22 protein-coding genes are annotated in these 24,687 nt (G+C 64.4%); 11 read left to right on the top strand and 11 right to left on the bottom strand.

Annotated elements, in window-relative coordinates; genetic code table 11:
- Position 1 precedes the first annotated feature (1 nt).
- The 3 genes from hutU to hutC all read left to right on the top strand — a co-directional run bounded on the left by hutU (position 2) and on the right by hutC (position 4,118).
- A complete protein-coding gene (hutU, locus tag CDO35_RS17025; RefSeq protein WP_074939898.1) occupies positions 2 to 1,663 on the top strand; it encodes a urocanate hydratase in 1,662 nt (553 codons plus the stop codon).
- 117 nt (positions 1,664 to 1,780) lie between these two features.
- Positions 1,781 to 3,316, top strand: coding sequence for a histidine ammonia-lyase (gene hutH, locus CDO35_RS17020; protein ID WP_099526052.1), 1,536 nt, complete (start codon positions 1,781 to 1,783; stop codon positions 3,314 to 3,316).
- A gap of 88 nt (positions 3,317 to 3,404) precedes the next feature.
- On the top strand, positions 3,405 to 4,118 hold the full coding sequence (gene hutC / locus CDO35_RS17015; RefSeq protein ID WP_099525869.1) for a histidine utilization repressor: 714 nt from the start codon (positions 3,405 to 3,407) through the stop codon (positions 4,116 to 4,118).
- An 84-nt stretch (positions 4,119 to 4,202) separates the two neighbouring features.
- Here the strand turns inward: hutC and CDO35_RS17010 are convergent, their stop codons facing one another.
- The 5 genes from CDO35_RS17010 to CDO35_RS16990 form a co-directional block, all read right to left on the bottom strand.
- Positions 4,203 to 4,862: an endonuclease gene (locus CDO35_RS17010; protein ID WP_099525868.1), complete on the bottom strand. Its 660-nt coding sequence runs from the start codon at positions 4,860 to 4,862 to the stop codon at positions 4,203 to 4,205.
- Positions 4,863 to 5,246: 384 nt separating this feature from the next.
- Positions 5,247 to 6,125: an alpha/beta hydrolase family protein gene (locus CDO35_RS17005; protein ID WP_099525867.1), complete on the bottom strand. Its 879-nt coding sequence runs from the start codon at positions 6,123 to 6,125 to the stop codon at positions 5,247 to 5,249.
- On the bottom strand, positions 6,122 to 6,703 hold the full coding sequence (locus CDO35_RS17000) for a TetR/AcrR family transcriptional regulator (protein ID WP_099525866.1): 582 nt from the start codon (positions 6,701 to 6,703) through the stop codon (positions 6,122 to 6,124). Before CDO35_RS17000 ends, CDO35_RS17005 begins: the two co-directional genes overlap by 4 nt.
- Before the next feature lie 105 nt (positions 6,704 to 6,808).
- Entirely contained in the window at positions 6,809 to 7,363 is a 555-nt protein-coding gene (locus CDO35_RS16995; protein WP_099525865.1) for an NADPH-dependent FMN reductase, read from the bottom strand.
- A 55-nt stretch (positions 7,364 to 7,418) separates the two neighbouring features.
- Complete coding sequence (locus CDO35_RS16990) at positions 7,419 to 8,315, bottom strand: LysR family transcriptional regulator (RefSeq protein WP_099525864.1); 897 nt, start codon at positions 8,313 to 8,315, stop codon at positions 7,419 to 7,421.
- A gap of 283 nt (positions 8,316 to 8,598) precedes the next feature.
- Here CDO35_RS16990 and CDO35_RS16985 point away from each other — a divergent pair, with 283 nt between their 5' ends.
- Together CDO35_RS16985 and speB are read left to right on the top strand one after the other, a co-directional pair.
- Positions 8,599 to 9,672: an extracellular solute-binding protein gene (locus tag CDO35_RS16985; RefSeq protein WP_099525863.1), complete on the top strand. Its 1,074-nt coding sequence runs from the start codon at positions 8,599 to 8,601 to the stop codon at positions 9,670 to 9,672.
- Positions 9,673 to 9,724: 52 nt separating this feature from the next.
- Positions 9,725 to 10,690, top strand: coding sequence for an agmatinase (speB, locus tag CDO35_RS16980; protein ID WP_099525862.1), 966 nt, complete (start codon positions 9,725 to 9,727; stop codon positions 10,688 to 10,690).
- A 156-nt stretch (positions 10,691 to 10,846) separates the two neighbouring features.
- On the opposite strand, the gene CDO35_RS16975 is transcribed toward speB, so the two are convergent.
- The 3 genes from CDO35_RS16975 to CDO35_RS16965 all read right to left on the bottom strand — a co-directional run bounded on the left by CDO35_RS16975 (position 10,847) and on the right by CDO35_RS16965 (position 15,914).
- Positions 10,847 to 12,400 carry an acyl CoA:acetate/3-ketoacid CoA transferase gene (locus CDO35_RS16975; protein WP_099525861.1) on the bottom strand — a complete coding sequence of 518 codons (1,554 nt, stop codon included), beginning with the start codon at positions 12,398 to 12,400 and terminating at the stop codon, positions 10,847 to 10,849.
- A gap of 98 nt (positions 12,401 to 12,498) precedes the next feature.
- Positions 12,499 to 13,884 carry a GntP family permease gene (locus CDO35_RS16970; RefSeq protein ID WP_099525860.1) on the bottom strand — a complete coding sequence of 462 codons (1,386 nt, stop codon included), beginning with the start codon at positions 13,882 to 13,884 and terminating at the stop codon, positions 12,499 to 12,501.
- A 569-nt stretch (positions 13,885 to 14,453) separates the two neighbouring features.
- On the bottom strand, positions 14,454 to 15,914 hold the full coding sequence (locus tag CDO35_RS16965; protein ID WP_099525859.1) for a sigma-54 interaction domain-containing protein: 1,461 nt from the start codon (positions 15,912 to 15,914) through the stop codon (positions 14,454 to 14,456).
- A gap of 299 nt (positions 15,915 to 16,213) precedes the next feature.
- On the opposite strand from CDO35_RS16965, the gene CDO35_RS16960 reads away from it, so the two are divergent.
- The 4 genes from CDO35_RS16960 (at position 16,214) to CDO35_RS16945 (ending at position 20,324) form a co-directional block, all read left to right on the top strand.
- The gene (locus tag CDO35_RS16960; protein ID WP_099525858.1) at positions 16,214 to 17,215 is read left to right on the top strand and encodes a DctP family TRAP transporter solute-binding subunit; all 1,002 of its coding nucleotides are present in this window, start codon (positions 16,214 to 16,216) and stop codon (positions 17,213 to 17,215) included.
- 163 nt (positions 17,216 to 17,378) lie between these two features.
- Positions 17,379 to 17,855: a TRAP transporter small permease gene (locus CDO35_RS16955; protein WP_099525857.1), complete on the top strand. Its 477-nt coding sequence runs from the start codon at positions 17,379 to 17,381 to the stop codon at positions 17,853 to 17,855.
- Positions 17,845 to 19,140 carry a TRAP transporter large permease gene (locus tag CDO35_RS16950; protein WP_099525856.1) on the top strand — a complete coding sequence of 432 codons (1,296 nt, stop codon included), beginning with the start codon at positions 17,845 to 17,847 and terminating at the stop codon, positions 19,138 to 19,140. Before CDO35_RS16955 ends, CDO35_RS16950 begins: the two co-directional genes overlap by 11 nt.
- 83 nt (positions 19,141 to 19,223) lie before the next feature.
- Positions 19,224 to 20,324: a GGDEF domain-containing protein gene (locus tag CDO35_RS16945; protein ID WP_099525855.1), complete on the top strand. Its 1,101-nt coding sequence runs from the start codon at positions 19,224 to 19,226 to the stop codon at positions 20,322 to 20,324.
- A gap of 7 nt (positions 20,325 to 20,331) precedes the next feature.
- Here the strand turns inward: CDO35_RS16945 and CDO35_RS16940 are convergent, their stop codons facing one another.
- Positions 20,332 to 20,703 (bottom strand): hypothetical protein, encoded by a 372-nt coding sequence (locus tag CDO35_RS16940; protein ID WP_099525854.1) that lies wholly within the window; start codon positions 20,701 to 20,703, stop codon positions 20,332 to 20,334.
- Between the two features lie 196 nt (positions 20,704 to 20,899).
- Between CDO35_RS16940 and CDO35_RS16935 the strand changes: the two genes are divergently transcribed.
- Positions 20,900 to 22,531, top strand: a complete 1,632-nt coding sequence (locus CDO35_RS16935) for a hybrid sensor histidine kinase/response regulator (RefSeq protein WP_099525853.1) — start codon at positions 20,900 to 20,902, stop codon at positions 22,529 to 22,531.
- Positions 22,532 to 22,534: 3 nt separating this feature from the next.
- Here the strand turns inward: CDO35_RS16935 and CDO35_RS16930 are convergent, their stop codons facing one another.
- Entirely contained in the window at positions 22,535 to 23,170 is a 636-nt protein-coding gene (locus tag CDO35_RS16930; protein ID WP_099525852.1) for a LuxR C-terminal-related transcriptional regulator, read from the bottom strand.
- A gap of 160 nt (positions 23,171 to 23,330) precedes the next feature.
- Between CDO35_RS16930 and CDO35_RS16925 the strand changes: the two genes are divergently transcribed.
- Positions 23,331 to 23,489 (top strand): YqaE/Pmp3 family membrane protein, encoded by a 159-nt coding sequence (locus CDO35_RS16925; RefSeq protein ID WP_003084988.1) that lies wholly within the window; start codon positions 23,331 to 23,333, stop codon positions 23,487 to 23,489.
- A 234-nt stretch (positions 23,490 to 23,723) separates the two neighbouring features.
- On the opposite strand, the gene egtD is transcribed toward CDO35_RS16925, so the two are convergent.
- Positions 23,724 to 24,686 carry an L-histidine N(alpha)-methyltransferase gene (gene egtD / locus CDO35_RS16920; RefSeq protein ID WP_099525851.1) on the bottom strand — a complete coding sequence of 321 codons (963 nt, stop codon included), beginning with the start codon at positions 24,684 to 24,686 and terminating at the stop codon, positions 23,724 to 23,726.
- Between the last annotated feature and the right edge of the window lies 1 nt (position 24,687).

Below are 24,687 nucleotides of genomic sequence, written 5' to 3'. Positions count from 1 at the left end.
CATGACCAAGTTCCGCGACACCGAAATCCGCGCCCCGCGCGGCACCACGCTCACCGCCAAGAGCTGGCTGACCGAAGCGCCGCTGCGCATGCTGATGAACAACCTCGACCCGGACGTGGCCGAGAACCCCAAGGAGCTGGTGGTGTATGGCGGCATCGGCCGCGCTGCGCGCAACTGGGAGTGCTATGACAAGATCGTCGAGAGCCTGACCAACCTGAACGACGACGAGACCCTGCTGGTGCAGTCCGGCAAGCCGGTCGGCGTGTTCAAGACCCATAGCAACGCCCCGCGTGTGCTGATCGCCAACTCCAACCTGGTACCGCACTGGGCGAGCTGGGAACACTTCAACGAGCTGGATGCCAAGGGCCTGGCCATGTACGGCCAGATGACCGCCGGTTCGTGGATCTACATCGGCAGCCAGGGCATCGTCCAGGGCACCTACGAGACCTTCGTCGAAGCCGGTCGCCAGCACTACGCAGGCAACCTCAAGGGCCGCTGGGTGCTGACCGCAGGCCTGGGTGGCATGGGCGGTGCCCAGCCGCTAGCCGCCACCCTGGCCGGCGCCTGCTCGCTGAACATCGAATGCCAGCAGAGCAGCATCGATTTCCGCCTGCGCAGCCGTTACGTCGACGAGCAGGCCACTGATCTGGACGATGCCCTGGCGCGCATCGCCAAGTACTGCGCCGAAGGCAAGGCTATCTCCGTCGCCCTGCTGGGCAATGCCGCCGAGATCCTGCCGGAGTTGGTACGCCGTGGCGTACGCCCGGATATGGTCACCGACCAGACCAGCGCCCACGACCCCCTCAATGGCTACCTGCCGATCGGCTGGAGCTGGGCCGAGTACAAGGATCGTGCAGCCACCGACCCGGCTGGCGTGGTCAAGGCCGCCAAGCAGTCCATGGCCGTGCACGTGCAGGCCATGCTCGACTTCCAGAAGATGGGCGTGCCGACCTTCGACTACGGCAACAACATCCGCCAGATGGCCAAGGAAGAAGGCGTGAGCAATGCCTTCGATTTCCCCGGTTTCGTCCCGGCCTACATCCGCCCGCTGTTCTGCCGTGGCATTGGCCCGTTCCGCTGGGCGGCGCTGTCCGGCAACCCCGAGGATATCTACAAGACCGACGCCAAGGTCAAAGAACTGATCCCGGACGACGCCCACCTGCACCGCTGGCTGGACATGGCCCGCGAGCGCATCGCCTTCCAAGGCCTGCCGGCGCGTATCTGCTGGGTCGGCCTGGGCCAGCGCGCCAAGCTCGGCCTGGCCTTCAACGAGATGGTGCGTTCGGGTGAGCTGAGTGCGCCCATCGTCATCGGCCGCGACCACCTGGACAGCGGCTCGGTGTCCAGCCCCAACCGCGAGACCGAGGCCATGCAGGACGGCTCCGATGCCGTGTCCGACTGGCCGCTGCTCAACGCCCTGCTCAACACTGCTAGCGGCGCCACCTGGGTCTCGCTGCACCACGGCGGCGGTGTGGGCATGGGCTTCTCCCAGCATTCGGGTATGGTCATCGTCTGTGATGGCACCGACGAAGCTGCCGCGCGCATTGCCCGCGTGCTGACCAACGACCCGGGCACCGGCGTGATGCGTCATGCCGATGCCGGTTACCAGATCGCCATCGATTGCGCCAAGGAGCAGGGCTTGAACCTGCCGATGATCGGTTAAGACACGTTCGGCGCCGGCCCGATGGGCCGGCGCATCAATTACTGCACGTATCGCGACTTCAGCCATTATCCGGCTCTGATTCGCCAGGCGCGAACTCACATCGTGGAAGAACAGAACATGACCACCCTGAACCTGAAACCCGGCCAACTGACCCTGGCCGATCTGCGCGCCGCCTACCAGGCTCCCGTGCACCTGACCCTGGACGCCAGCGCCCACCAGGTCATCGACGCCAGTGTCGCCTGCGTCAACCAGATCATCGCCGAGGGCCGCACCGCCTACGGCATCAACACCGGTTTCGGCCTGCTGGCCTCGACCCGCATCGCCAACGACGACCTGGAAAAGCTGCAGCGCTCGCTGGTGCTGTCGCACGCCGCCGGCATCGGCGAGCCGCTGAGCGATGCCATGGTGCGCCTGATCATGCTGCTGAAGATCAACAGCCTGGCGCGTGGCTTCTCCGGCATCCGCCGTCAGGTGATCGAGGCGCTGATCGCTCTGGTCAACGCCGAGGTCTATCCGCATATCCCGCTGAAAGGCTCGGTCGGCGCCTCCGGTGACCTGGCGCCGCTGGCCCATATGTCGCTGGTATTGCTCGGCGAAAGCCAGGCGCGCCACAAGGGCCAATGGCTGCCGGCCAGCGAGGCGCTGGCCATCGCCGGCCTGGAGCCGATGACCCTGGCCGCCAAGGAAGGACTGGCCCTGCTCAACGGCACCCAGGTGTCCACCGCCTACGCCCTGCGCGGTCTGTTCGAGGCCGAAGACCTGTACGCCGCCGCCAGCGTTTGTGGCGCGCTCAGCGTCGAGGCGCTGCTGGGTTCGCGTTCGCCCTTCGATGCGCGCATCCATGCCGCACGCGGCCAGCGCGGGCAGATCGACGCGGCGGCAGCCTTCCGTCATCTGCTCGGCGACAGCAGCGAGATCGGCCGTTCCCACGCCGCCTGCGACAAGGTGCAGGACCCGTACTCGCTGCGCTGCCAGCCACAGGTCATGGGCGCCTGCCTGACCCAACTGCGTCAGGCCGCCGAGGTGCTGGCCGTGGAGGCCAACGCGGTGTCGGACAACCCGCTGGTATTCGCCGCCGAAGGCGAGGTGATTTCCGGTGGCAACTTCCACGCCGAGCCGGTGGCCATGGCCGCCGACAATATCGCCCTGGCCATCGCCGAGATCGGCGCGCTGTCCGAGCGCCGTATCTCGCTGATGATGGACAAGCACATGTCGCAGCTACCGCCGTTTTTGGTGGCCAATGGCGGGGTGAACTCCGGCTTCATGATCGCTCAGGTTACTGCTGCGGCATTGGCCAGCGAGAACAAGGCCCTGGCGCATCCGCACAGCGTCGACAGCCTGCCGACGTCGGCCAACCAGGAAGACCACGTGTCCATGGCCCCGGCTGCCGGCAAACGCCTATGGGACATGGCTGCCAACACCCGCGGCGTGCTGGCCGTGGAATGGCTGGGCGCCTGCCAGGGCCTGGACTTCCGTGAAGGCCTGAAGAGCACGCCGGCGCTGGAACAGGCGCGCCAGGCGCTGCGCGCCAAGGTACCGTACTACGTCGAGGACCGCTTCTTCGCTCCGGACATCGCCGCCGCTGACGCGTTGCTCGCCGAGCGCGTGCTGACGCCGCTGCTGCCGGCCGGCATGTTGCCGTCGGTAGGCTGATGCGCCTGGCTTGCGCCCGCTCCCGCAAGTGGGAGCGTGGCGCAAGCTCCGCTATCATCCGCGCACCGGGCATACCCAAGGAGCAGCCGTGACCAGTCCCACCCCGCGCTACAAGGCCATCGAGGATTTCCTCCTCGAGCGCATTCACGGCGGCGCCTATCCGGTCAATCACCAGATCCCGCCCGAGGAGCAACTGGCGCGGGATTTCTCCGTCAGCCGCATGACCGCCAACAAGGCGATCCAGAACCTGGTGCAAAAGGGCTATCTGGTGCGTCAGGCCGGGCTCGGTACCTTCGTCACCGACCGCAAGGCCGAGTCGCCGCTGCACGAGGTGATGAACATCGCCAGTGAAGTGCGCGGTCGCGGTCACGAATACAGCAACGAAGTGGTGCGCTGCGAAGCCATCGCCGCCGATGACGAGGTGGCCCTGCGTCTGGGGCTGCGCCTGGGTGGGGAGGTCTTTCACAGCATCCTCGTGCACTTGCAGGATGGCCTGCCGATCCAACTCGAGGATCGTTTCGTCAACCCGCGCTGGGTGCCGCATTACCTGCAAAGCGACTTCACCCAGGTGACGCCCAACGAGGTGCTGGTCGCCAGTTGCCCGATCTCGGATGTCGAGCATGTGGTCGAAGCGGTGCTGGTGGATGAGCGCACGGCCGAATTGCTGCAGATCGACCCGGCAATGCCCTGTCTGAGCGTTATCCGCCGTACCTGGTCGGACGATCACCTGATCAGCTACGCACGACTGATTCATCCCGGTGACCGCTACAAGCTGCGCTCGCTGCACAAGCGCAGAGCGTAGGCTGTCCACCAACCGCAGGAGCCGGCTTGCCGGCGATCCGCAGTGGTTTCGTCGCTGCTAAAGCCCCTCCAACAGTGATCGAAGTCAGTCGCTGATCAGCTGATCCACCAGCGACGGATCGTCGATAAAGCGATTGCGCGTGCCCTGCAGTACCTCGATCTTGTCGTTGCGCGCCTTCTCCTCGGCATCCGGCGGGTCCATGCGGTGCCAGGCCTTGTACATCGGCACCAGGCCGACGATGGGCAGGCCGTACTCGACATGCATGTAGAAGATCGCGCGGGCGATATTGCCCTTGGCTTCGTCCCGCGGCTCCACCAGTTGGAAGCTGGTTTTCAGGTCGCAGCCGATGTCGGCGAATTTGCTCGGCACGTCATCGGCCAGTTCGGCGAACTGGGCGTTGCGCCGCACCAGCTCGACGCGGGTCAGCGCTGGGTAGTAGTTGTGCAGGTCGGCGACGATGTACGGATAGCGCGGGTTCATGATGGTGCATTGGCGGTCGGTGACGCAGCGCATCGCGCTCTTGAGCTGCTTGCTGCTGTAGATCGGGCTGGCAGTCAGGGTGCCGCTTTCGCGGGCGAAGGTCTGACCGCAGAAGAGCGTGGTGCCGCCACTGCCGTAGAGCTCCTGCCAGAACGCCTGATCGATGGCCTGTTTGGCATCGTCCAGTCGAGTCTGGCCACTGGCCAGGGAGAAGGTGCTGATGCCGGTTGCCAGGCAACCAAGAAGCAAGGTGACTGCGCGCATACTCGAGCCCCTGTGACCACCGTTGTCGGGGTCTGTTGTTTTTGTAGGACAAACTGCAGTCTAGCAAGACGTACGTCACAAAAAACATGGCAAATGCGTTCTGCCAACACGGGAGGGTCGGGGCGAAGCGAGATGGCTGACAGGAAGCGGTTTCGTGTAAGCCATGGCTTACACGATGTGCCGATTATCGCCACTGTTGATTGATCAGGTACGGGCGTACTCTGCCACACATGGATTCAGCGCAGGAAGCGCCTAGACAAACAGGGACACGCTGGACAGCCGCCAGGATGGTGAGCAGATCAAGGATGTCAGGACAACAGTCTGCAAGGCCCCGCTATCGCGGGGTTTTCTTTTTTTCTGGCCTAGAAATTTTCAGCAGCCTGCTTACGCCGCGCGTTGTTCGATGCGCAATTGCTCGAACCAATCCAGGGTTTCGTCCCAGAGACGCTGCGCCGCCGGGCGGAAATACCCCATATGACCAATGGTGCCCAGGCCTTCCGCCTGTGAGTCGAGCGTGCGCGCCTGGTAGGGCGCGTTGACGTACGCCGCCATGAAGGCATCGCGTGAGGCAGGGGGAGCCCACAGGTCGTCCAGGCTGTTGAGCGCCACCATCGGCGTGTTCACCTGGGCGAAGCGCTCGGCCAGTCCCAGCATCTGTGGGTCGTCGAAGAAGTAGCGGGGGAAGCGGCACCAGCGTTTCCACTGGCGATAGACGCCCAGTGGCAGATCCTCGCCCATGCCCAGCTTGCTCCAGGCCAGATAGCCCTTGTAGCGGGTCATCAGCGGGCCGATCACCCGCCACATGGCCAGCACGCGCACTTGCTCGGCCCTGGGCATCCAGCCGTGCCAGCCGGCGCCGGTGCCGAAGGTGTAGAAGCCGGCGACCTGATCATGATTGGGCAGCAGGCCGAAGGCATGGCCGCCGAAGGAGTGGCCGATCATGAACAGCGGGCGCTCGGCGTGCCGATGTTGATCCACCGCGGCGGCCAGATCGAGGTTCGCCCAGTCCAGATACTCCATCTCGAAGCCGCGCAGGCTGTCTGGCTTGGATTGGCCGATGCCGCGGTAGTCCAGGGTCATGGTATTGAAACCACGGCTGGCGGCGTGTTCGGCGAATCGCCGATAGAAACCTTGTGGCACCCCGGTGGCGCCGGCGATCAGCAACTGCGCCTGGGGGCGCTCGGCGTGGTAGCGCGTGGCGGCCAGCTGATAGTCGTCGAGGGCGAGCAGGGGTAGGGTTTCGCTGCTAATGGCGTTAGTCATGCTGGCGGGTACTCCGTGCGGTGCTGGCGGGCCAGGTGGAGCAGAGTGGCGACGGCCTGTTTCAGCGGCTCGCTGCTGCCAGCGACGCGGGCTTGTAGCAAACCGCCTTCGTAGAGCGCGACGAACAAGGCCGCAAGCCCTTCCGGTTGTGGGTAACCATGATGTTGCAACTGCTGTTGCAGGGCCTGGCGAATGGCGGTGAAGGCATTGGCCAGGGCTGCACGAATTTCATGATCGTCCGGGCCGCTCTCCAGGGCGACGGCGGCCAGTGGGCAGCCGCGCTCGAAGGCGCTTTCCTGCAAGTGGCCAAGCGCGCCCTGCAGCCAGGTGGTCAACGCATCGAGTGGATCGGACTGACGCTCGAAGAGCGCAGCGAACGCCTGCTCGGCGCGCTGACCGACACGCTCGATGGCGGCTACGGCCAGCTCGGTCTTGCCGCCTGGGAAATGGTGGTAGAGGCTGCCCTTGGGCGCTGCTGCGGCGGCCAGCAGCTCGGTCAGGCCGATACCATGCAGGCCCTTGCGTTGCAGGGCGTCGATCATGGTATCGATCAGTTTGTCGCGAGTGGTCTTGGTCATGGCCTGGATTATGTAGACCGGTCGGTCTAGTTGCCAGTGTCATTCAGGCCGCAAATGAAGGCATATCGGTACAGTGGAGCGCCGCCCAGTGGGCGGCGCGAGGTATCAGGCCTGCTTGGCCACCCAGGCGGCATAGGCGTCGATGAACTTCTGCAGGAACGGCTTGATGCCGTCGCTGAGTACGTCGTTCTCGTCGAAGAAGTTGCCAGCGCCGCCAAGATAGGCTTCCGGCTGTTGCAACACGTGCACGTCGAGGAACACCAGGCACTGGCGCAGATGGTGGTTGGCGCCGAAGCCGCCGATAGCACCGGGCGAGGCGCTGAGCACGGCGCCCGGCTTGCCGCTGAAGCCGCTCTGGCCATAAGGGCGCGAGCCTACGTCGATGGCGTTCTTCATCGCGCCGGGGATCGAGCGGTTGTACTCGGGGGTGATGAACAGCACCGCGTCGGCCGCCTTGAGCTTGCTGCGGAACGGCGCGTAGGAGGCCGGAGCGCTGTCACCGTCGGCGTCTTCGTTGTACAGGGGCAGGTCACCGATCTCGAGGATTTCCAAGTTCAGCGAGGCGGGTGCCAGGTCGGCCAGCGCCAGGGCCAGTTTGCGGTTGATGGAGGCCTTGCGCAGGCTACCGACCAGTACGGCGACGTTGTAGGTCTTGCTCATGTGTACTCCAGAAGGTGTGGTGAGGAAGGAACAACCACTATAGACCCCGGATGTTTCAGCAGGTGCTGAATGCAGCCAGTAGATCTTCGCTGAAGGCCTTCTGCGCCTCGCTGGGCGGATGGCCACGGTGACTGGCCAGGCGAAACTGCACGGTGAAATCCCAGGTGCCGGGCAGCGCGCGCAGCCCGCCGCGGTTTACCCAAGGCTGGGCGATGTGCTCGGGCAGATAGCCCAGGTGCGCGCCGGAGAGGATGAATGCCAGGCTGCCCTCGACCTGCTCGCAACGGGCGCTGCTGGTACCGCCCTGCCAGGGCTCGTCGGCGGCGATGAAGCGATAGGGATGCATAACCCGGTCGCAGTCCTGCAGGTCGTCGGCGCTCAGCGTTTCACGCGCGAACAGCGGATGTTGGCTGCTGCAGTACAGGCGCTGGCGCTCCTCGAACAGTGGTTGGTAATCCAGCGCCGTCTGGCTGCCGGAAAAATAGCCGATGGCCAGTTGCAGTTGATCCTGCAGCAGGCGTCGCTCCAGCTCGGCGGGCATGGCGCTGAGCAGTTCGATCTGCACCGCCTGGTTGCGCTGGCGAAAACGTCCGACGGCCTTGCCGATACGCTCGATCACCTCGTCCGATAGCGCCTCCGATAGACCGATGCGCAGCTCGCCGAGCAGCTTGTCGGCCATGCCCTGGGCTTCGCCCTTGAAGGTCTCGATGGCGGCGAACAGCTTGCGTGTGGCTGCCAGCACCTGCTCGCCCTTGGGTGTCAGGCGAAAGCCGGCCTTGCCGCGCTCGCACAGGCGAAAGCCCAGGCGGGTTTCCAGCTTTGCCATCTGTGTGCTGATGGTCGACTGGCCGATGCCCAGCTCACCCTGCGCGGCGCTGAAGCCGCCGCTTTCCACCACGGTGACGAACAGGCGCAGCAGTTGCAGATCAAGGTCGCGCAATTGGCTGAGCATGTGGGCTCCATACATTGATGACTGTCGATGTTGGAGTAGAACACTTCGAATTTATCCGAAGCAACGCCGGGTGCAGGATGCCGACATGCCCGGTTCTGTACGAAAAGTCGTCGAGCGAAGGTCAGGCGAGGCAAAAACGGGTGAGGAAGCGGAGTTTACGAGCTGTAAATGAGCATTCCGAACCCATTTTTAACGAAGCATCACCGAGCGCAGGCACTTTTCGTACAGAACCTAGCCTCCAGCAGAGAGGCACGGCCAACCGCACCTGCCCGAGGATAAAACCATGCGTCTTGCTGCAAGCCTGCTGCTTCTGGCTATCGCCACACCGCTGATGGCGGAGCCGAAACAGCTCAACCTGTACAACTGGGCCGACTACGTGGCACCGCAGGCGCTCGCGCGCTTTCAGACCGAAACCGGCATCCGGGTCAAATACGACACCTTCGACAGCACCGATGTGCTGGAGAGCAAGCTGATGACCGGGGGCAGTGGTTATGACGTGGTCTTTCCCGCTTCCAGCGGCCTGTCGCGGGCGATCCAGGCCAAGGCGCTGCAACCAGTGGGGGCGCTAAAAAACGCCAGCAACCTCGACCCCGAGCTGCTGGCCAAGCTGGCCAGCGTCGACCCCGGCAACCAGTACGGCGTGCCCTACACCTGGGGCACCGTAGGCCTGGCGATCAACAAACAGGCTGTCGAGCAGCGCCTACCCGGCGTGGCCCTGGACAGCCTCGACCTGCTGTTCAAGCCCGAGTACGCCAGCAAGCTGAAGGACTGCGGCATCTCCGTGCTCGACTCGCCGCAGGAGGTGATCGCCATCGCCCTCAATTACCTGGGCAAGCCGCCCTACAGTGCCAAGGCCGCTGATCTGGACGCAGCCAGCGCCTTGCTCGCCGCGCTGCAACCGAACCTGCGCTACATCGGCAATGCCCGGCAGATCGACGATCTGGCCAAGGGCGAAACCTGCCTGGCGCTGACCTACACCGGTGATGCCGGCATGGCCGCTGCGCGTGCTGCCGAGGCCGGGCAACCCTTCGAAGTGCTCTACCGCATTCCGCGCGAAGGCACGCTGATCTGGTTCGACACCATGGCCATTCCCGCCGATGCGCCGCACCCAGGCAATGCCCGCGCGTTCATCGACTTCATGCTGCAGCCAGAGGCCATTGCCGAGCTGACCAACACCCTGTTCTTCGCCAACGCCAACCACGCGGCCACGCCGTTGCTGGATGAGGCGGTGAGCGGCGACCCGGATATCTACCCACCCGAAGCCGTGCGCGAGCGCCTGTTCGCCGAGGAAGTGCTGAGCCTGCGCGAGCAGCGTCAGCGCATCCGCCTGTGGACGGCCTTCCGCAGCCAGTACTGAGTCAGTAGGAGCGAGCTCTGCTCGCGAACATCACCGAAACGAGTACCCGACCATGGATCAAGCTTTCGACAACGACCAGGCCATCACCCGCGCCAGCCTCTACGGCACTGCCGCCGAACCGACCTACGCTGGCATCACCAGCTTTATGCGTCGGCGTTACAGCCGTGATCTGACCGGTGTAGATCTGGCCATCAGCGGTGTGCCCTTCGACACCGCTACTACCAATCGCCCGGGCAGCCGATTCGGACCGAGGGCGATCCGCGCTGCCTCTATCCAGTCAGCCTGGGCGCGGCATTTTCCCTGGGAGTTCGACCCCTTCGATGTGCTCGCCTGCGTCGATTATGGCGATTGCCTGTTCGACCACGGCACGCCGCAGGACACTCCGGCGGTGATCGAGGCGCATGCCACGCGCATTCTCGAAGCCGGCAGCGCGTTGCTGACCCTGGGCGGCGACCACTTCATCAGCTATCCGCTGCTCAAGGCTCATGCGAAAAAACACGGCCCCCTGTCGCTGATCCACTTCGACGCGCACAGCGACACCTGGCCGGACGAGGAGGGCAAGCGTATCGACCACGGCACCATGTTCTACCACGCCGCGCGCGAGGGCCTGGTCGACCCGGCGCGCTCGGTGCAGGTCGGCCTGCGCACCACCAATGATGATGTGATGGGCTTTCAGGTACTCGATGCGCGCGAGGTGCATCGCAGCACGCCGGAGCAGATCGCCGAGCGCATTCGTGCGCGGGTGGGCGAGCATCCGGTGTACCTGACCTTCGACATCGACTGCCTCGACCCGGCTTTCGCCCCCGGCACCGGCACACCGGTGTGTGGCGGCCTTTCCAGCCATCAGGCGCTGGAGATCCTGCGCGGGCTGCGCGGTATCAACCTGGTCGGCATGGACGTGGTGGAAGTGGCGCCGCCCTACGACAACGCCGAGGTCACCGCGCTGGCCGGCGCCACCCTGGCGATGGAGATGATCTGCCTGTACGCCGCGCGGCATAAGCTGGGGGAAAAGACGTAGGGTGGAAGTCGCGGTTTATTTCCACCTGGGGTATTCGCGTTGGCTACCCATGGTGGATCGGTGAAGCGCGGTCCACCCTACGATTCGCGCTAAGTTCCAGGCAAAAAAACGGGCCTGTTCAGGCCCGTAAGTTCACGCTCAAAGAGTGGCCTGGCGCTAGTCCAGGCATTGCGCCAGGCCGATGGGTTCGGGGCGGAATAGCCGTGCATCCATCAGCTTCGGTTCACGCACGATGGGGGCGAAGTCCATGCGCGCGAGGATGTCGCGCTCGATATCCACGCCCGGCGCCACTTCGATCAGTTCCAGCCCTTCGGTAGTCAGGCGCAGCACGCAGCGTTCGGTGACATAGAGCACCGGCTGGCCGCGCTCGGCGGCGAGGCGCCCGGCGAAGGTGCGGTGTTCTACCTCGGCGACGAATTTGCGCACGTCGCCATCCTCGATGATGCGCAACTGGCCGTCTTCGATACGGATGTCCTGCTTGCCGGCGCTGAAGGTGCCGACGAACACCACTTGCTTGGCGTTCTGGCTGATGTTGATGAAACCGCCAGCCCCGGCCAGACGACTGCCGAACTTGGACACGTTGAGGTTGCCCGCCGCATCGGCCTGGGCCAGGCCAAGAAACGCGATATCCAGGCCGCCGCCGTCGTAGAAATCGAACTGATAAGGCTGATCGAGCAGGGCGCTGTGGTTGCTCGCCGCGCCGAAGTCCAGGCCCGAGGCCGGGACGCCGCCGATCACGCCGGGTTCGGCGGTCAGCGTCAGGCGCTCGATCACACCTTCTTCGGCGGCCACCGCTGCCACGCCCTCGGGCATGCCGATGCCGAGATTTACCACCGCGTCCGCTTTCAGCTCCAGCGCCGCGCGGCGGGCGATCAGCTTGCGCACGTCCAGCGGCAGCGGTGCCAGGCTGTCCACCGGTACGCGGGTTTCGGCGGCGAAGGCGGGGTTGTAGGCGGTGGCGAAGGTCTGCTGATGGTTAGCTGGCTCGGCCACCACCACACAGTCCACCAGGATGCCGGGAATCTTTACTTGGCGTGGGTTGAGCGAGCCGCGCTCGACCACGCGCTCAACCTGGGCAATTACCAGACCGCCGCTGTTACGCGCGGCCATGGCGATGGCCAGGCTTTCGATGGTCAGCGCCTCGCGCTCGAAACTGAGGTTGCCATCGGGGTCGGCGCTGGTGGCGCGAACGATGCCGACGTTGATCGGGAAGGTTGGGTAGAACAGGTAGTCTTCGCCATCGATGGGCATCAGCCGCACCAGATCGGCAGTGGTGCGCGCATTGAGCTTGCCGCCGCCATGGCGCGGGTCGACGTAGGTGCCCAGGCCGACGCGCGACAGCTGCCCAGGCTTGCCGGCGGCGATATCGCGAAACAGCTGGGAAATCACCCCCTGCGGCAGGTTGTAGGCCTCGATGCAGTTGTCCACCGCCAGCTTCTGCAACCCCGGCACCAGCCCCCAGTGGCCACCGATCACCCGGCGCACCAAGCCTTCATGGGCCAGGTGGTTGAGGCCACGACCCTTGCCGTCGCCTTGGCCGGCGGCATACACCAGGGTCAGATCGCGCGGCGCTTGTTCAGCCACGAAACGCTGTTCCAGGGCGATGGCGATCTGTTCGGCGAAGCCGATGCCGACGAAGCCGCCGGTGGCCAGGTTGGCGTTGTCTGGAATGCGCGCCACGGCTTCGGCGGCGGTCATGATCTTGCTCATTGCGGGTACTCGTGAATTGCAGAGGGCTGTAGGCGCGGCCGGGCGGGGCTCCGCTTCAGCCGCGAAGATCGCGGCTGAAGCCGCTCCTAAAGAGAACGTCAGAAGCTGCCGAACATCGTGCCCAGGGTGATTACCACCACCAGTGCCATCAACGGGAAGGCGACTGTGTTGACGAAGATGAACTTGTACGACTCACGGTGAGTGAGTTTGCAGATCGCCAGCAGCGAGATCACCGCGCCGTTGTGCGGCAGGGTGTCCATGCAGCCCGAGGCCATGGCGGCGACGCGGTGCAGCAGCTCGGGGCTGATGCCGGCGGCGTTGGCCATTTCCAGGTACTGCGCGCCGAGGGTCTTCAGGGCGATGGACATACCGCCGGAGGCGGAACCGGTGATGCCGGCGAGGATGTTCACCGCCACCGCTTCGGAGATCAGCGGGTTGCTGGAGACGCCCAGCACCAGGTCACGGATGATGACGAAGCCGGCCAGCGAGGCGATCACCGTGCCGTAACCCACCTCGGCGGCGGTGTTGAGGATCGGCAGCATGGAGCCGAAGGCGCCGTCGTTGACGCTCTTCTTCAGGTCCATCCAGCGCTTCCAGTGCATGGCGATCAGCAGCACGATGGCGGCGCCGAGGGCGACGATGATCGACCAGATGCCGATCAGCGACTTGGCATCCTGCAGACCGCCGTATTCCGGCTTGGCCAGGTAGCTGGTGTCGACGGCCGGCAGAATCTGCTTGGCCATCAGGAAATTGAGGGCGATGACCACGAAGATCGGCAGCAGCGCCAGCCAGAAGCCGGGAATGTCGCGACGCTCTTCGACGACCGGGTCGTCGCGGTGCTCGCCGTAGCCTTCACCCGCGGCCATCAGCTTGCGCGACTGCGCGGTGAGCCACCAGGTGCCGAGGCCGAACATGATCAGGCCGGCGATCACCCCCAGGCCCGGCGCCGCGAAGGCGTCGGTGCCGAAGAAGGGGTTGGGGATGGCGTTCTGGATCGCCGGAGTGCCGGGCAGCGCGGTCATGGTGAAGGTGAACGAGCCGAGGGCGATGGCACCGGGGATCAGGCGTTTGGGAATGCCCGCCTCGCGGAACAGCGCGGCGCCGATCGGGTACACGGCGAAGGCCACCACGAACAGCGATACGCCGCCGTAAGTGAGGATGCCGCAGGCCAGCACAATGGCCAGGATGGCGCGCTCACTGCCGACCTTGGCGACGATGCCGTGGGCGATGGCGCGCGCCGATCCTGAGTCGTCCATTAACTTGCCGAACAGGGCGCCGAGCAGGAACAGCGGGAAGAACTGGATCACGTAGCCGCCCATGGCCTTCATGAACACCTGGGTGTAGGTGGGCAGCAGCAGAGCGATGTCGCCGGCGAACAGCAACGCCAGCAGGGCCAGCAGCGGGGCGAGGATCAGGACGTTGATGCCGCGATAGGCGAGGTACATCAACAATGCGAGGGAAATCAGAATACCGAGGGTACCCATGGGTGGTTCCTTTTGTTGTTGTTCTACCGGCTCAGGGCCGTTTATCGAGAAGGCGCGAATGCAGCAGCGCGCCTTTGCCAGATACAGAGCCAGAGTCGTGCCAGGCTGGGGTGAGACTTTCGTCGATAGTGCGGGAAGCCTTGCTAGGCGGGCTTTTCAGGCCAGTTTTGGGTTAGGCGTGGAGTCTGGGGTGGAGAATCGTTTGTCCATAAAATTGGAATTAATCCAGATATATGGATTTTATGGTGGGTAAATTGTCCATATTTCTAGACGGCAGGAGCGTTTCGTAGGATGGAAATCGCTATTCATTTCCACCGCTGCGTTCAGCGGTGTAGCCGATAGTGGATTGATAAAGCGTGATCCACCCTACGCCCGAACCGTAGCGCGGATGCAATCCGGAGTTTTGCGGCGCCTGATCCCCGGATTTCATCCGGGCTACGCAATTGTGGTGAGCGACGTTCTCTGTAGGAGCGGCTTTAGCCGCGAAGCGATCTCCGGTTCGGTGATAATCGCGGCTGAAGCGGAATGCCGCCCAGCCGTTCCCACGACCAGCGACCAGCGACCAGCGCTCAGCCCTTTCGCCCCAGCCCATGCTGCGCCAGCTTGGCGTAGAATCCGGCGCGGGAAATCCCCAGGCGTTCGGCGGCCAATTGGCGATTGCCATCGCACGCCGCCAGTGCCGCCACCAATGCCTGGCGCTCGGCCTGCGCCAGCTGTTCGGCCAGCGTCTGCGACGTGCTCATCATCACTGGCGCGGCGGGCATCGGTGCACTCGGCGTGACCGGGTCGACCAGCAAACCGCGCAAGGCCTCGCCATCCAATCGCCCATCGACCGCCAACTGCGCCCTCTCCAGCAGGTTGCGCAGCTCGCGGACATTACCCTTCCACGGCTGCGCGCAGAGCAGGGCGAGGGCATCGTCCGTCAGCTCCATGGGCGCCAGCCCGGAGCGGTTGGCCAGGTCATCGAGCAGGTGCTCGATCAGTGCGGGAATGTCGTTGGCACGTTCTCGTAGTGGCGGCACGCGCAGGGCCAGCACGTTAAGGCGGTAGTAGAGATCATCGCGGAACTGCCCGGCGGCCACCTTGGCTTCCAGGTCGATATGGGTCGCCGCGATCACCCGCACGTTGAGCGGCTTGACCTGGTTGGAGCCGAGCGGCTCCACCTCCTGCTCCTGCAACACGCGCAGCAGCTTGGCCTGCAACGGCAGCGGCAGGTCGCCGATTTCATCGAGAAACAGGGTGCCGCCGTTGGCCACTTCGAACTTGCCGATGCGCGCCTTGCGGTCGGCGCCAGTAAAGGCGCCGGGTGCCGTACCGAACAGCTCGGCCTCGACCAGGGTCTCCGGAATCGCCGCGACGTTGACCGCGACGAATGGCCCGTTGGCCCGTGGCGACAGGTTGTGAATGCCCTGCGCCAGCAGCTCCTTGCCGGTGCCGGTTTCGCCACGGATCAGCACCGTGGCATCGAGTTGCGCGGCGCGACGGGCCTTGCGCTTTACCTCGCTGGCCGCCGCGCTGGCGCCGATGAAGCCGGCGATGGTGTAGCGCGCGCGGCGTGCCTTGGCCAGTTCGTGCTGGGTGGCGAGCAGTTGCGTCTGCAGGTTGTTGTACTTGGCCATCAGCGGCTTGAGATGGCGGGCGCGGTCGAACAGGACGAAGCCCAGCGCGCCGACCAGGGTGCCGTCTTCGTCACGCAGCGGAATGCGGGTGACCACGAAGTGCTCGCTGCCGAAGGCCATCAGGTCGAGCATGCTCGGCTGGCCGCTTTCCACTACCTCGCGCAGGCGGCTGGCTGGCAGCACCTCCTCGATTTCCTTGCCCAGCGCCGTGCGCGCATCGGCGATGCCGACCTTCTGCGCGTACTTGTCGTTGATCCAGACGATACGCGCCTGGCGATTGACCGCGATGGTGCCCTCGCACTGCGCATCGAGGTGATCGAACAACAGCGGCATGGCCACCGCGCGAAAGCGTTCGGGCGACACGCCGATGATCAGGCCATGCTGGTCGAGGTCGTCGCGGGAGATGGCCATGGGCGAGTGTCCGGAAATGAGATGCCGGTGATTATGGGCAGCGCGGATCGGGGCGGGCAACGTCAACAGTCATCAGACAATGGCATTCGCCGCGCGCTTCTGGAATAGTTGGGCGGCTGCGCGTAACCCGCCGGCACCTGCCGATCGCCCACAAGGCCTGCCCGGCAGTCGTGACACCTGCCGTGTCCCTTTTGCGTGCCGACCAGGCGCGCCAGGCGAGCCACCCGCTCGCCGCTGGATCCGCACCGCTTTGCCGGTGCCACAACGACAATGACCAAGATCCATACAAGGACGCCCCGATGAAACTCAAGCGACTCTTCTCCGCGCTCGCCGCTGGCGCTGCGCTGACCGCCCTGTGCGCCACCGCGCACGCGCGTGAATACTCCGTTTCCACCGTACTTTCGGACGCCTTTCCCTGGGGCCAGGCCGCGCAGAAGTGGGCCGATCTGGTCAACGAACGCTCCGAAGGGCGCATCACCCTGCGCGTGTATCCCAATGCGCAACTGGTCGCTGGCGACCAGACCAAGGAGTTCTCCGCCATGCGCTCCGGCCTGATCGACATGGCCGTGGGCTCGACCATCAACTGGTCGCCGCAGGTGCCGGAACTCAACCTGTTCTCCCTGCCGTTCTTGATGAAGAACGACGCCGACCTCGACGCCATCACCCAGGGTGAGGCTGGCAAGCTGGCCTTCGCCGCCATCGAACAGCGCGGCATCGTGCCACTGGCCTGGGGCGAGAACGGCTTTCGCCAGCTGTCCAACTCGGCCAAGCCGGTGCGCAGCCCGGCTGACATGGCTGGCCTGAAGATTCGTGTGGTCGGTTCGCCGTTGTTCCAGGACACCTTCAACGCTCTCGGCGCCAACCCCACGCAAATGAGCTGGGCCGACGCCAAGCCGGCGCTGACCACCGGCGCGGTGGATGGTCAGGAGAACCCGCTGTCGGTCTTCGACGTAGCGCGTGTCGACCAGGTCGGCCAGAAATACCTGACCCTGTGGGACTACATGGCCGACCCGCTGGTTTTCGCCGTCAACCAGCGCGTATGGCAATCCCTGCCCGAGGAAGATCGCGAGCTGCTCAGCCAGGCCGCTATCGACGCTGGCAAGTGGGAGATCGAACTGTCGCGCGGCGCCCAGGCGCAGCGTCTGGTCGATGTACGTGAGCGCGGTGTGGAAGTGATCGAACTGAGCGACGCCGAGCGTGCCGCCTTCGTCGAGGCCACTACCAGCGTGCATGAGAAATGGGCACCGCGCATCGGCGATAAGTTGATGGACGCCGCACGCAAGGCCGTGGCCCAGCCCTGATTCGTTTTATCTGACCGGAAGCCCAAGGGTTTCGGGGCGTGATGCTGCAAGTCTGTCGCAATACACCCATCAGCTCCCCTCTCCCATTTATGGGAGAGGGGCTGGGGGAGAGGGCCAGCGGCACTTGTGCTGAACAACGCCAAGTCGGTCATTCGAGGTTTTTATGAGCAAGCAAGTCGACGCGCCGCTGGAGCGCGTGCTCGCCACCCTGGCCCTGGTGATCATCAGCCTGATCAGCCTGGCCAACGTCGTGGTGCGTTATTTCACCGATGCCTCTTTCGCCTTCACCGAGGAAATCTCGGTGTTCCTGCTGGTCATTCTCACCTTCGCCGGTGCTTCGGTGGCCATGCGCAGCAACCGACATATTCGTATCGGCCTGCTCGAGCGCCTGTTCCCGCGCCTGCGCACGCCGTTGATCCTGCTGCAGTGGCTGGCTGGTGCGCTGGTGCTGGGGCTGGTGTGCTGGTACGGCGGTCAATTCGCCTGGGGGGAATTCCAGTGGGATTCCGAGTCGCCAGGTTTGGGCCTGCCCAATTGGTGGTACGTGATCTGGCTACCGATTCTGGCGCTGCTGGTATTCGTACGCCTGACCCAGGTCACCCTGGATCGCCTGCGCGGGAGAATCAGCGATGAGCCCTGATCTCTGGCTGATCTTCAGCTTCGTCGTGCTGCTCGCGCTCGGTGTGCCGGTGGCCTTCGCCCTCGGCCTGTCCGGCGCCATTGGCATCATCGCCGGCCTGTCGCCGGACATGCTCGCGACCCTTGGCACCAACACCTACAACGGCGTCGCCAAGTACCCGCTGATCGCCATTCCGCTGTTCATCCTGACCGGCCTGGTGTTCGAGAAAGCCGGCGTGGCGCTGCGGCTGGTGCGCTTCGCCCAAGCGTTGATCGGGCCGCGTCATGGTGGCCTGGCCATGGTCGCGGTGCTGGTCTGTCTGATCATGGGCGGCATGAGCGGCTCAGGCCCGGCCGATGCCGCTGCCGTGGCCATGGTTATGCTGCCGAGCATGACCAAGGCGGGCTATCCCAAGCCGTTCTCCGCCACGCTGATCGCCGCTTCGGCTTCGACGGCGATCCTGATTCCGCCGTCCATCGCGCTGATTCTCTACTCCATCGTGGTGCCAGGCGTCGATCTGCGCGCGCTGTTCGCCGCCGGCCTGTTCCCCGGCATTCTCGCCGGCCTGGTGCTGTTGCTGCCGGCCTGGCTGCTGTCGCGCCGCTATGGCTGGGAGTCGCCGGAAGCAAGCGAGCGGCCACCGCTGGGGGAAAGCTTCAAGCAGGCGCTGCCGGCGCTGTTCGCTCCGATACTGATCCTCGGCGGCCTGCGCAGCGGCCTGTTCACTCCCACGGAAGCCGCTGTGGTCGGCGTGGCCTATGGCGTGCTGGTCGGCCTGTTCGTCACCCGCGAGCTGGACTGGCGCAGCCTCTGGCGCCTGTGCGGTGAGGCCGGGGTGATCTCCGGCGTGGTCATGCTGATCATCGCCCTGGCCGGCATCTTCGCCTGGGCCGGCACCATGCTTGGCACCTTCCGCCATATGGCCGAATGGCTGATCTCGCTGTCGGATAACGGCTGGGTGTTGCTGGCGCTGGTGATGCTCGCCGTGCTGCTGGCCGGCATGCTGCTCGATGCCATCTCCATCTACCTGATCCTGATGCCGATCCTGATTCCGGTCATGCAGCACTTCGGTTGGAACCCGGTGTGGTTCGGCATCCTGCTGGCGATGAACATCGCCATCGGCCAGTTCACCCCTCCGGTGGCGATCAACTTGATGGTCACGGCCGAGGTCGCCAAGATACGCTTGGAACAAACCGTCGGCTGGGCCGCGTTGTTCGTCGTGGTGATGTCCAGTGCCCTGCTGTTGGTGGCGATCTTCCCGGAAATCGCTCTGTGGCTGCCGCGTGTGCTGGGTTATGCGGTGTAAAACAGGCAAGGCCGTCTATAGTTGCCTGATGGTGCGCAGCGGGGGGCTGCGTACCGCTGAGGGCGGCGGCGCTGGGCAATAAAATGGGCGACGGCAATTATAACGATCACAGGGACGTAGGCGCGGGGCACTGCGAAGGGCTGCGCGAATCAGGCAAGCGTGCGCTGATGCGCACCATCCTGCTCGCCACCGGCCTGACCCTGGGCGGCTTTGCCGTGCTGCAGGCCCTGGCCGGCAACTATCCCTTCGCCATCCTCGAAGTGCTGTGCACCGCCTTGCTGCTGTTCGGCGCCTGGCGCATCGAACGCGCCCGCCATCTGTACCTGTGGATCTACCTGTACCTGATCCCGACCTTCTGCTTCATCCTCTACATCATCGTCATGCCGGATGCCTCATCAGCGGCGTTCGTCTGGCTGTACATGATCCCGCTGCTGGCTTACCTGCTGCTAGGCAAGCAGCGCGCCTTCCTGCTCACCGCGCCGTTCATGCTCGCCGGGCTTTTGCTGTACTTCGCCGACAATCACCTGACCCTGGACACCCGCGGCCTGATCGACCTGGGCAACGCCGCCCTGTGCGGCGTGCTGATCCTGGTGTTCGTGCACATCTACGACGGCTTGCGCATGCAGGCCTACGAGGAGCTGGAGCGCCTGGCGCAGACCGATTCACTGACCGGCGTGGCCAGCCGCGGCAGCTTTCAGCACGCGCTGCAACGCAGCATTCAGGAGGCTGAACGCAGTAGCGGGCATCTGGTTCTGGTGCTGCTCGATGTCGACCACTTCAAGCAGGTCAACGACCAATGGGGGCACGAGGCGGGTGATATGGCGCTGCAACACATCTGCCAGATCCTCCAGCAGCGTCTGCGCGTGACCGACTTTCTCGGTCGCCTGGGTGGGGAAGAGTTCGGCCTGCTGCTCAGTCACACCGACAACACCGGCGCTGACCCGCTGGTGGATAAGTTGCGCAAGCAGATTGCCGAACAGCCGCTGGACTACGACGGCGAGCAGATCACGCTGTCCGCCACCTTCGGTCTGGCCACCTGGCCCAGAGACGGTCGCAGCGCCGCCGAGCTTTACCGCGCCGCTGACCGCCGCCTATACAGCGGCAAGCAGCGCGGCCGCAATCAACTGGTCAGCACCGACATGCCGACCGAACTGCTACTGGACAAATTCGACGTGCGGCTCTGAGTGCCGGCTAGCGTGCTGCGCTGGCCGGCGCGGCTGCTGGCACGCAGGGCTGCTGGCCGGCACCTGACAGGTTCTCGATATTATTCAGCACGTTGTTGCCCTGGTTGACCTTCTGCGCGTTCTCAGCCACTTCCATGCGTTTCGCATAGGTCGCCGAGTTGCCATTGAAGCTCTGCTGAGTTTCCAGCACGGTATTGGCCATATCCAGCAGGCTGCGCCCGGTGGCGATCAGGTTGCTGGTGGCGGTCGGCGCGCATGGGTCGTTAGCCAGTTGGGTGTTCTGCAGCCCCTGGGTTTGCGTGTTCTGCGCCAGGCAGCCGCTCAGCGAGGCCAGCACGGTGGCGCTCATGAGGACGCCCAGGGCTCCTTTGATGTTCATCAGATATTCCCTTCAATGACCGGTCCTCGACCCAGTGCCGAGGCGTTGCCCGGATTTTAGGAAGGGGTGGGGCCGTGCGAAATAGTGCGGGTGTACTAGTGTCGCTGTGCCTGCCAACCAGTTCCTTGCGCTGGCTGCAGGCTCCGGCCTAAGGTGCCGGCAGCACAACATGAGCTGTAATCAGCAGGGAAACGTCATGTCTGGGACCGTATCCGCCGCTTACGACACCGAACGCGCCCAGGCCGGGGTGCGGCTGATCTTCATGTCGGTCGCGGCCTGCTACATCGTGATCCTCTACCATTTCTCGCTGATCAACCCGGCGCTGGTATGGAAGATCTTTGTCCTGGAGTGCGTCTTCAGCGTTGTCGCCACGCTGATCTGGTTCGATATCAGGCGGCGTCCTGGCAACTATCGCGGGCGTCGGCTGATCACCATGCTCACCGACTATGCCGGTATCACGGTGGTCCTGACATGCGGCGGCACGGCCATGCTGCCGGTCTACGCGATTCTGTTGTGGATCACCATCGGCTATGGCTTGCGCTACGGTTCCGGCTACTTGCTGCTGGCCACCCTGATGGCGTTGCTGTCGCTGACGCTGGTCGCCAGCCTGTCGGCGTACTGGCAGTCCCAGCCCTACCTGATCGTCACGCTGCTGCTCACCACCCTGATGGCGCCGACCTATATGCATGTCCTGCTCAAACGCTCGCGCCAGGCGGCCGAGGCCGAGCAGGCCGCCAACCGCGCCAAATCGCAGTTTCTCGCCCAGGCCAGCCACGACCTGCGGCAACCCATTCATTCCATCAGCCTGTTCACCGCCTGCCTGCGCGACAGCAGCCTGGGCACCGAGCAGCGGCGCCTGGTGGAGAACATCGACAAATCGCTGCACAGCGTCGCACGCCTGTTCCGCACCATTCTCGATATGTACTCGCTCGACAGCGGTAAGGTGGTGCCGCATCTGGAGTCGCTGGAGCTGCGCAGCCTGCTGCAGCAGCTCATCCAGCAAAACGCCGAAGCGGCGCGCTGGGCCGGGGTCGAGATGCGCCTGCGCTGCCCGCCGCTGTACGTGCGTGCCGACCCGGTGCTGCTCACCACCATGCTGCAGAACCTGCTGTCCAACGCCCTGAAATATGCGCCGGGCAAACCGCTGTTGATCGCCTGTCGGCGTCGTGGGCCAGGCGTCGCCATCGAGGTCTACGACAAGGGGCGCGGCATCGCCGCCGGCCATCTCGACAGCGTCTTCGAGGAGTTCTACCGCGTGCGTCAGCAGCGCGACAGCGACGTCGAGGGAATGGGCCTGGGCCTGGCCATCGTCAGACGCCTGGGCACGCTGATGGACATGCGCGTCAGCATTCGCTCCGTGGAGAAGCGCGGTACGCGGGCGGTGATCGATGGCCTGCAACGCGTCGAGGCGCCGAGCGAGCCGTCCTCCGCCAAGCGCAGCACCCTGCAGGCGCCGCGCATGCTCGATGGCTTGCGTGTGTGTCTTATCGAGGATGACCAGAATGTGCTGCTGGCCACCGCCACCTTGCTGCAGAAATGGGGCTGTGAAGTCGCCACCTTCAGCACGCTGCCCGATGCCTCTGCGCATTTCGATCTGGTGGTGACGGATTTCGACCTCGGCACCGAGGCTTCGGGGGCTGACTGCATCCAGCACGTGCGGCGCAGCAGTGGACGCAAGGTGCCGGCGATCATCATGACCGGGCACGATGTGCGTCGCGTGCAGGAGCAGGTGGGTGACAGCGATATCCCGATCCTGTCGAAACCGGTACAGCCCGCCGAGCTGCGGTCGCTTTTGGTGGCCTTGAAACTCAAGCTCAAGGCCGCGTGATGCTTACACCAGCCCGGCTTTGGCACCTTTGGCGGCGGCCGCTGCGCGGGTACTGACATCCAGCGTGCGCAGCAGCGAGGACACATGGATGCGCACGGTAAAGGGCGAGATCGCCAGCTCGCGGGCGATTTCCTTGTTCGACAGGCCGCGCACCACCAGCAGCAAGACTTCCTGTTGGCGTGGCGTCAGTTGCTCCAGCAGATGACGGTCCTCGGCGAAGGCCGGCACGCCAGATGGGCCAAGGGTCAGGACGAACTCCCCGGCGCGCACGGCCAGCAACGCATCGGCGATTTCATCCGGCGGCGTCGCCTTGCCGATGAAACCGTCCGCACCTGCGCTCATCACTTCATCGATCAACTCGCGGTTGTCGACCATCGACACGATCACGATCGAGCTGCGCGCAAAGGTCTGGCGCAACGCGCTGATGGCCTGCGGTGATTGGCCGGGGAACAGCAGGTCGAGCATGAACAGGCTTGGCGCCGTGCTGACTTGCGCCAGGCTCAGCACTTCATCCATGTCACCGGCTTCGAGAACGCACGCCTTAGGGAAGACGCGCTGGGCGATACGACACAGGCCATCGCGGAAAACCGGGTGGTCGTCGGCGACGATGATGCGTTCTTGTTGTGATTGTTCAGGCATGTGGGGCGCTTCCATCTTGGCGCCAGACTAAAGTCATATCCCTGGCGACGCCAGCGTCTGGTTCTCAGTATTGCCGCTGACTTGCTCGCCGCGAATGAACTGCCAGGCGCTGCTCAGAGTCTATTCAGGTACCCCGTTATGGAATGTAAAGGAGTACCGCATGGACCTTATTCGTATCCTCATCGCTATCCTGCTGCCGCCGCTGGGCGTGTTCCTCCAGGTCGGTTTCGGCGGCGCCTTCTGGCTCAACATCCTGCTCACCTTGCTCGGCTACATCCCTGGCATCGTGCACGCGGTGTATATCATCGCCAAACGCTGAGGCCTGTCCCGAGCGCGCTCGCCTACTAATGTCGAACGCGCTTTGCCCCCCCCTCTCCCGCTTGCGGGGCGACAGCGGAAACAGCGAAGCACTGCTTCGCCCGCTGTCGCGACCTGAGCTCTGCGAAGGGCTGGGGCACAGGGTGGGGGTTGGGGGAGAGGGCAGAAGATCGCACAGCAATTTGTTTATCCCGCCCCTGGCGACGGCTCGCCATTTCTCCCTGACGAATCCCCCTCACTCCCGCCGCAAAAAATGCACGCTGAACAACTGCGCCGGGTCGCGCCACATGGCGACCGAGGCGAAGCCGCATTCACCCGCCAATTCACGAAAGCCGCTCGGCGTGTACTTATAGGAATTCTCCGTGTGCAGGGTTTCGCCAGCAGCGAAGTCGAACGCGCGATCTTCTATGCGCACTCGCTGCGCCTGCCGGCTGACCAGATGCATCTCGATGCGCGACTCGGCTTCGTTGTAAAAGGCACAGTGCTGGAAGCGGCGGGGGTCGATATCGCTGTCCAGCTCGTTGCGAATGCGCTCGAGCAGGTTGAGGTTGAACATTGCAGTCACCCCGGCCTGGTCGTTGTAGGCGCGCTCCAGCACCTGGCGGTCCTTGACCAGATCAACGCCGATCAGCAAGCCACCGCCGGCCGGCAGCGCCCGGTGCAGGTTGCGCAAAAAGGCGCGGGCTTCATGCGGATCGAAATTGCCGATGCTGGAACCGGGGAAGAACGCCAAGGGCCGTTGCCCCAGCGCCTCGGCGGGCAATTTCAGCGGCTGGCTGAAATCGGCACACAGGGCATGCACGTCGAGCCAGCGATAGTCGGCTGCCAGACGGCGGGTGCAGATATCCAGAAACTCGCGGGAGATATCGATGCCCAGGTAACGCGTCGGGCGCAGTGCTTCGAGCAGCAGGCGGATCTTGCGGCTGGCGCCGCTGCCCAGCTCCACCAGGCTGGCGTTGCGCCCAGCCAGCTCGGCGATATCGTTGGCTGCCAGGCGCAGGATGGTTTCTTCGGTGCGCGTCGGGTAGTACTCCGGTTGCTGGCAGATCAGCTCGAACAGCTGCGAGCCGCGATGATCGTAAAAGAACTTCGGTGACATCGCCTTCGGGCTGGCCGCGAAGCCGCGCAGCGCTTCTTCGCGCAGGCTTTCCTGTTCCGGGCTCAGGGATTGTTCGTGGGTACGGATTGCCAATGCCATG

The sequence above is a fragment of the Pseudomonas sediminis genome (genome assembly GCF_002741105.1).
Classification (GTDB): Bacteria; Pseudomonadota; Gammaproteobacteria; order Pseudomonadales; family Pseudomonadaceae; genus Aquipseudomonas; species Aquipseudomonas sediminis.
The sequence above is the reverse complement of the archived record's forward strand: the minus strand, read 5'-3'. Positions and strand labels throughout refer to the sequence as shown.

Bases quoted from the DNA above. Each gene is read 5' to 3' on its own strand.
- CDO35_RS16990 (WP_099525864.1), bottom strand. From the start codon at position 8,315: ATGCTCAGCCAATTGCGCGACCTTGATCTGCAACTGCTGCGCCTGTTC.
- CDO35_RS16925 (WP_003084988.1), top strand. From the start codon at position 23,331: ATGGACCTTATTCGTATCCTCATCGCTATCCTGCTGCCGCCGCTGGGC.
- CDO35_RS16930 (WP_099525852.1), bottom strand. From the start codon at position 23,170: ATGCCTGAACAATCACAACAAGAACGCATCATCGTCGCCGACGACCAC.
- CDO35_RS16935 (WP_099525853.1), top strand. From the start codon at position 20,900: ATGTCTGGGACCGTATCCGCCGCTTACGACACCGAACGCGCCCAGGCC.
- CDO35_RS16985 (WP_099525863.1), top strand. From the start codon at position 8,599: ATGCGTCTTGCTGCAAGCCTGCTGCTTCTGGCTATCGCCACACCGCTG.
- CDO35_RS16965 (WP_099525859.1), bottom strand. From the start codon at position 15,914: ATGGCCATCTCCCGCGACGACCTCGACCAGCATGGCCTGATCATCGGC.
- egtD (WP_099525851.1), bottom strand. From the start codon at position 24,686: ATGGCATTGGCAATCCGTACCCACGAACAATCCCTGAGCCCGGAACAG.
- CDO35_RS16940 (WP_099525854.1), bottom strand. From the start codon at position 20,703: ATGAACATCAAAGGAGCCCTGGGCGTCCTCATGAGCGCCACCGTGCTG.
- CDO35_RS16995 (WP_099525865.1), bottom strand. From the start codon at position 7,363: ATGAGCAAGACCTACAACGTCGCCGTACTGGTCGGTAGCCTGCGCAAG.
- hutH (WP_099526052.1), top strand. From the start codon at position 1,781: ATGACCACCCTGAACCTGAAACCCGGCCAACTGACCCTGGCCGATCTG.
- CDO35_RS16950 (WP_099525856.1), top strand. From the start codon at position 17,845: ATGAGCCCTGATCTCTGGCTGATCTTCAGCTTCGTCGTGCTGCTCGCG.
- CDO35_RS16945 (WP_099525855.1), top strand. From the start codon at position 19,224: ATGGGCGACGGCAATTATAACGATCACAGGGACGTAGGCGCGGGGCAC.
- CDO35_RS17005 (WP_099525867.1), bottom strand. From the start codon at position 6,125: ATGACTAACGCCATTAGCAGCGAAACCCTACCCCTGCTCGCCCTCGAC.
- CDO35_RS17010 (WP_099525868.1), bottom strand. From the start codon at position 4,862: ATGCGCGCAGTCACCTTGCTTCTTGGTTGCCTGGCAACCGGCATCAGC.
- CDO35_RS17000 (WP_099525866.1), bottom strand. From the start codon at position 6,703: ATGACCAAGACCACTCGCGACAAACTGATCGATACCATGATCGACGCC.
- hutU (WP_074939898.1), top strand. From the start codon at position 2: ATGACCAAGTTCCGCGACACCGAAATCCGCGCCCCGCGCGGCACCACG.
- CDO35_RS16975 (WP_099525861.1), bottom strand. From the start codon at position 12,400: ATGAGCAAGATCATGACCGCCGCCGAAGCCGTGGCGCGCATTCCAGAC.
- CDO35_RS16960 (WP_099525858.1), top strand. From the start codon at position 16,214: ATGAAACTCAAGCGACTCTTCTCCGCGCTCGCCGCTGGCGCTGCGCTG.
- CDO35_RS16955 (WP_099525857.1), top strand. From the start codon at position 17,379: ATGAGCAAGCAAGTCGACGCGCCGCTGGAGCGCGTGCTCGCCACCCTG.
- speB (WP_099525862.1), top strand. From the start codon at position 9,725: ATGGATCAAGCTTTCGACAACGACCAGGCCATCACCCGCGCCAGCCTC.
- CDO35_RS16970 (WP_099525860.1), bottom strand. From the start codon at position 13,884: ATGGGTACCCTCGGTATTCTGATTTCCCTCGCATTGTTGATGTACCTC.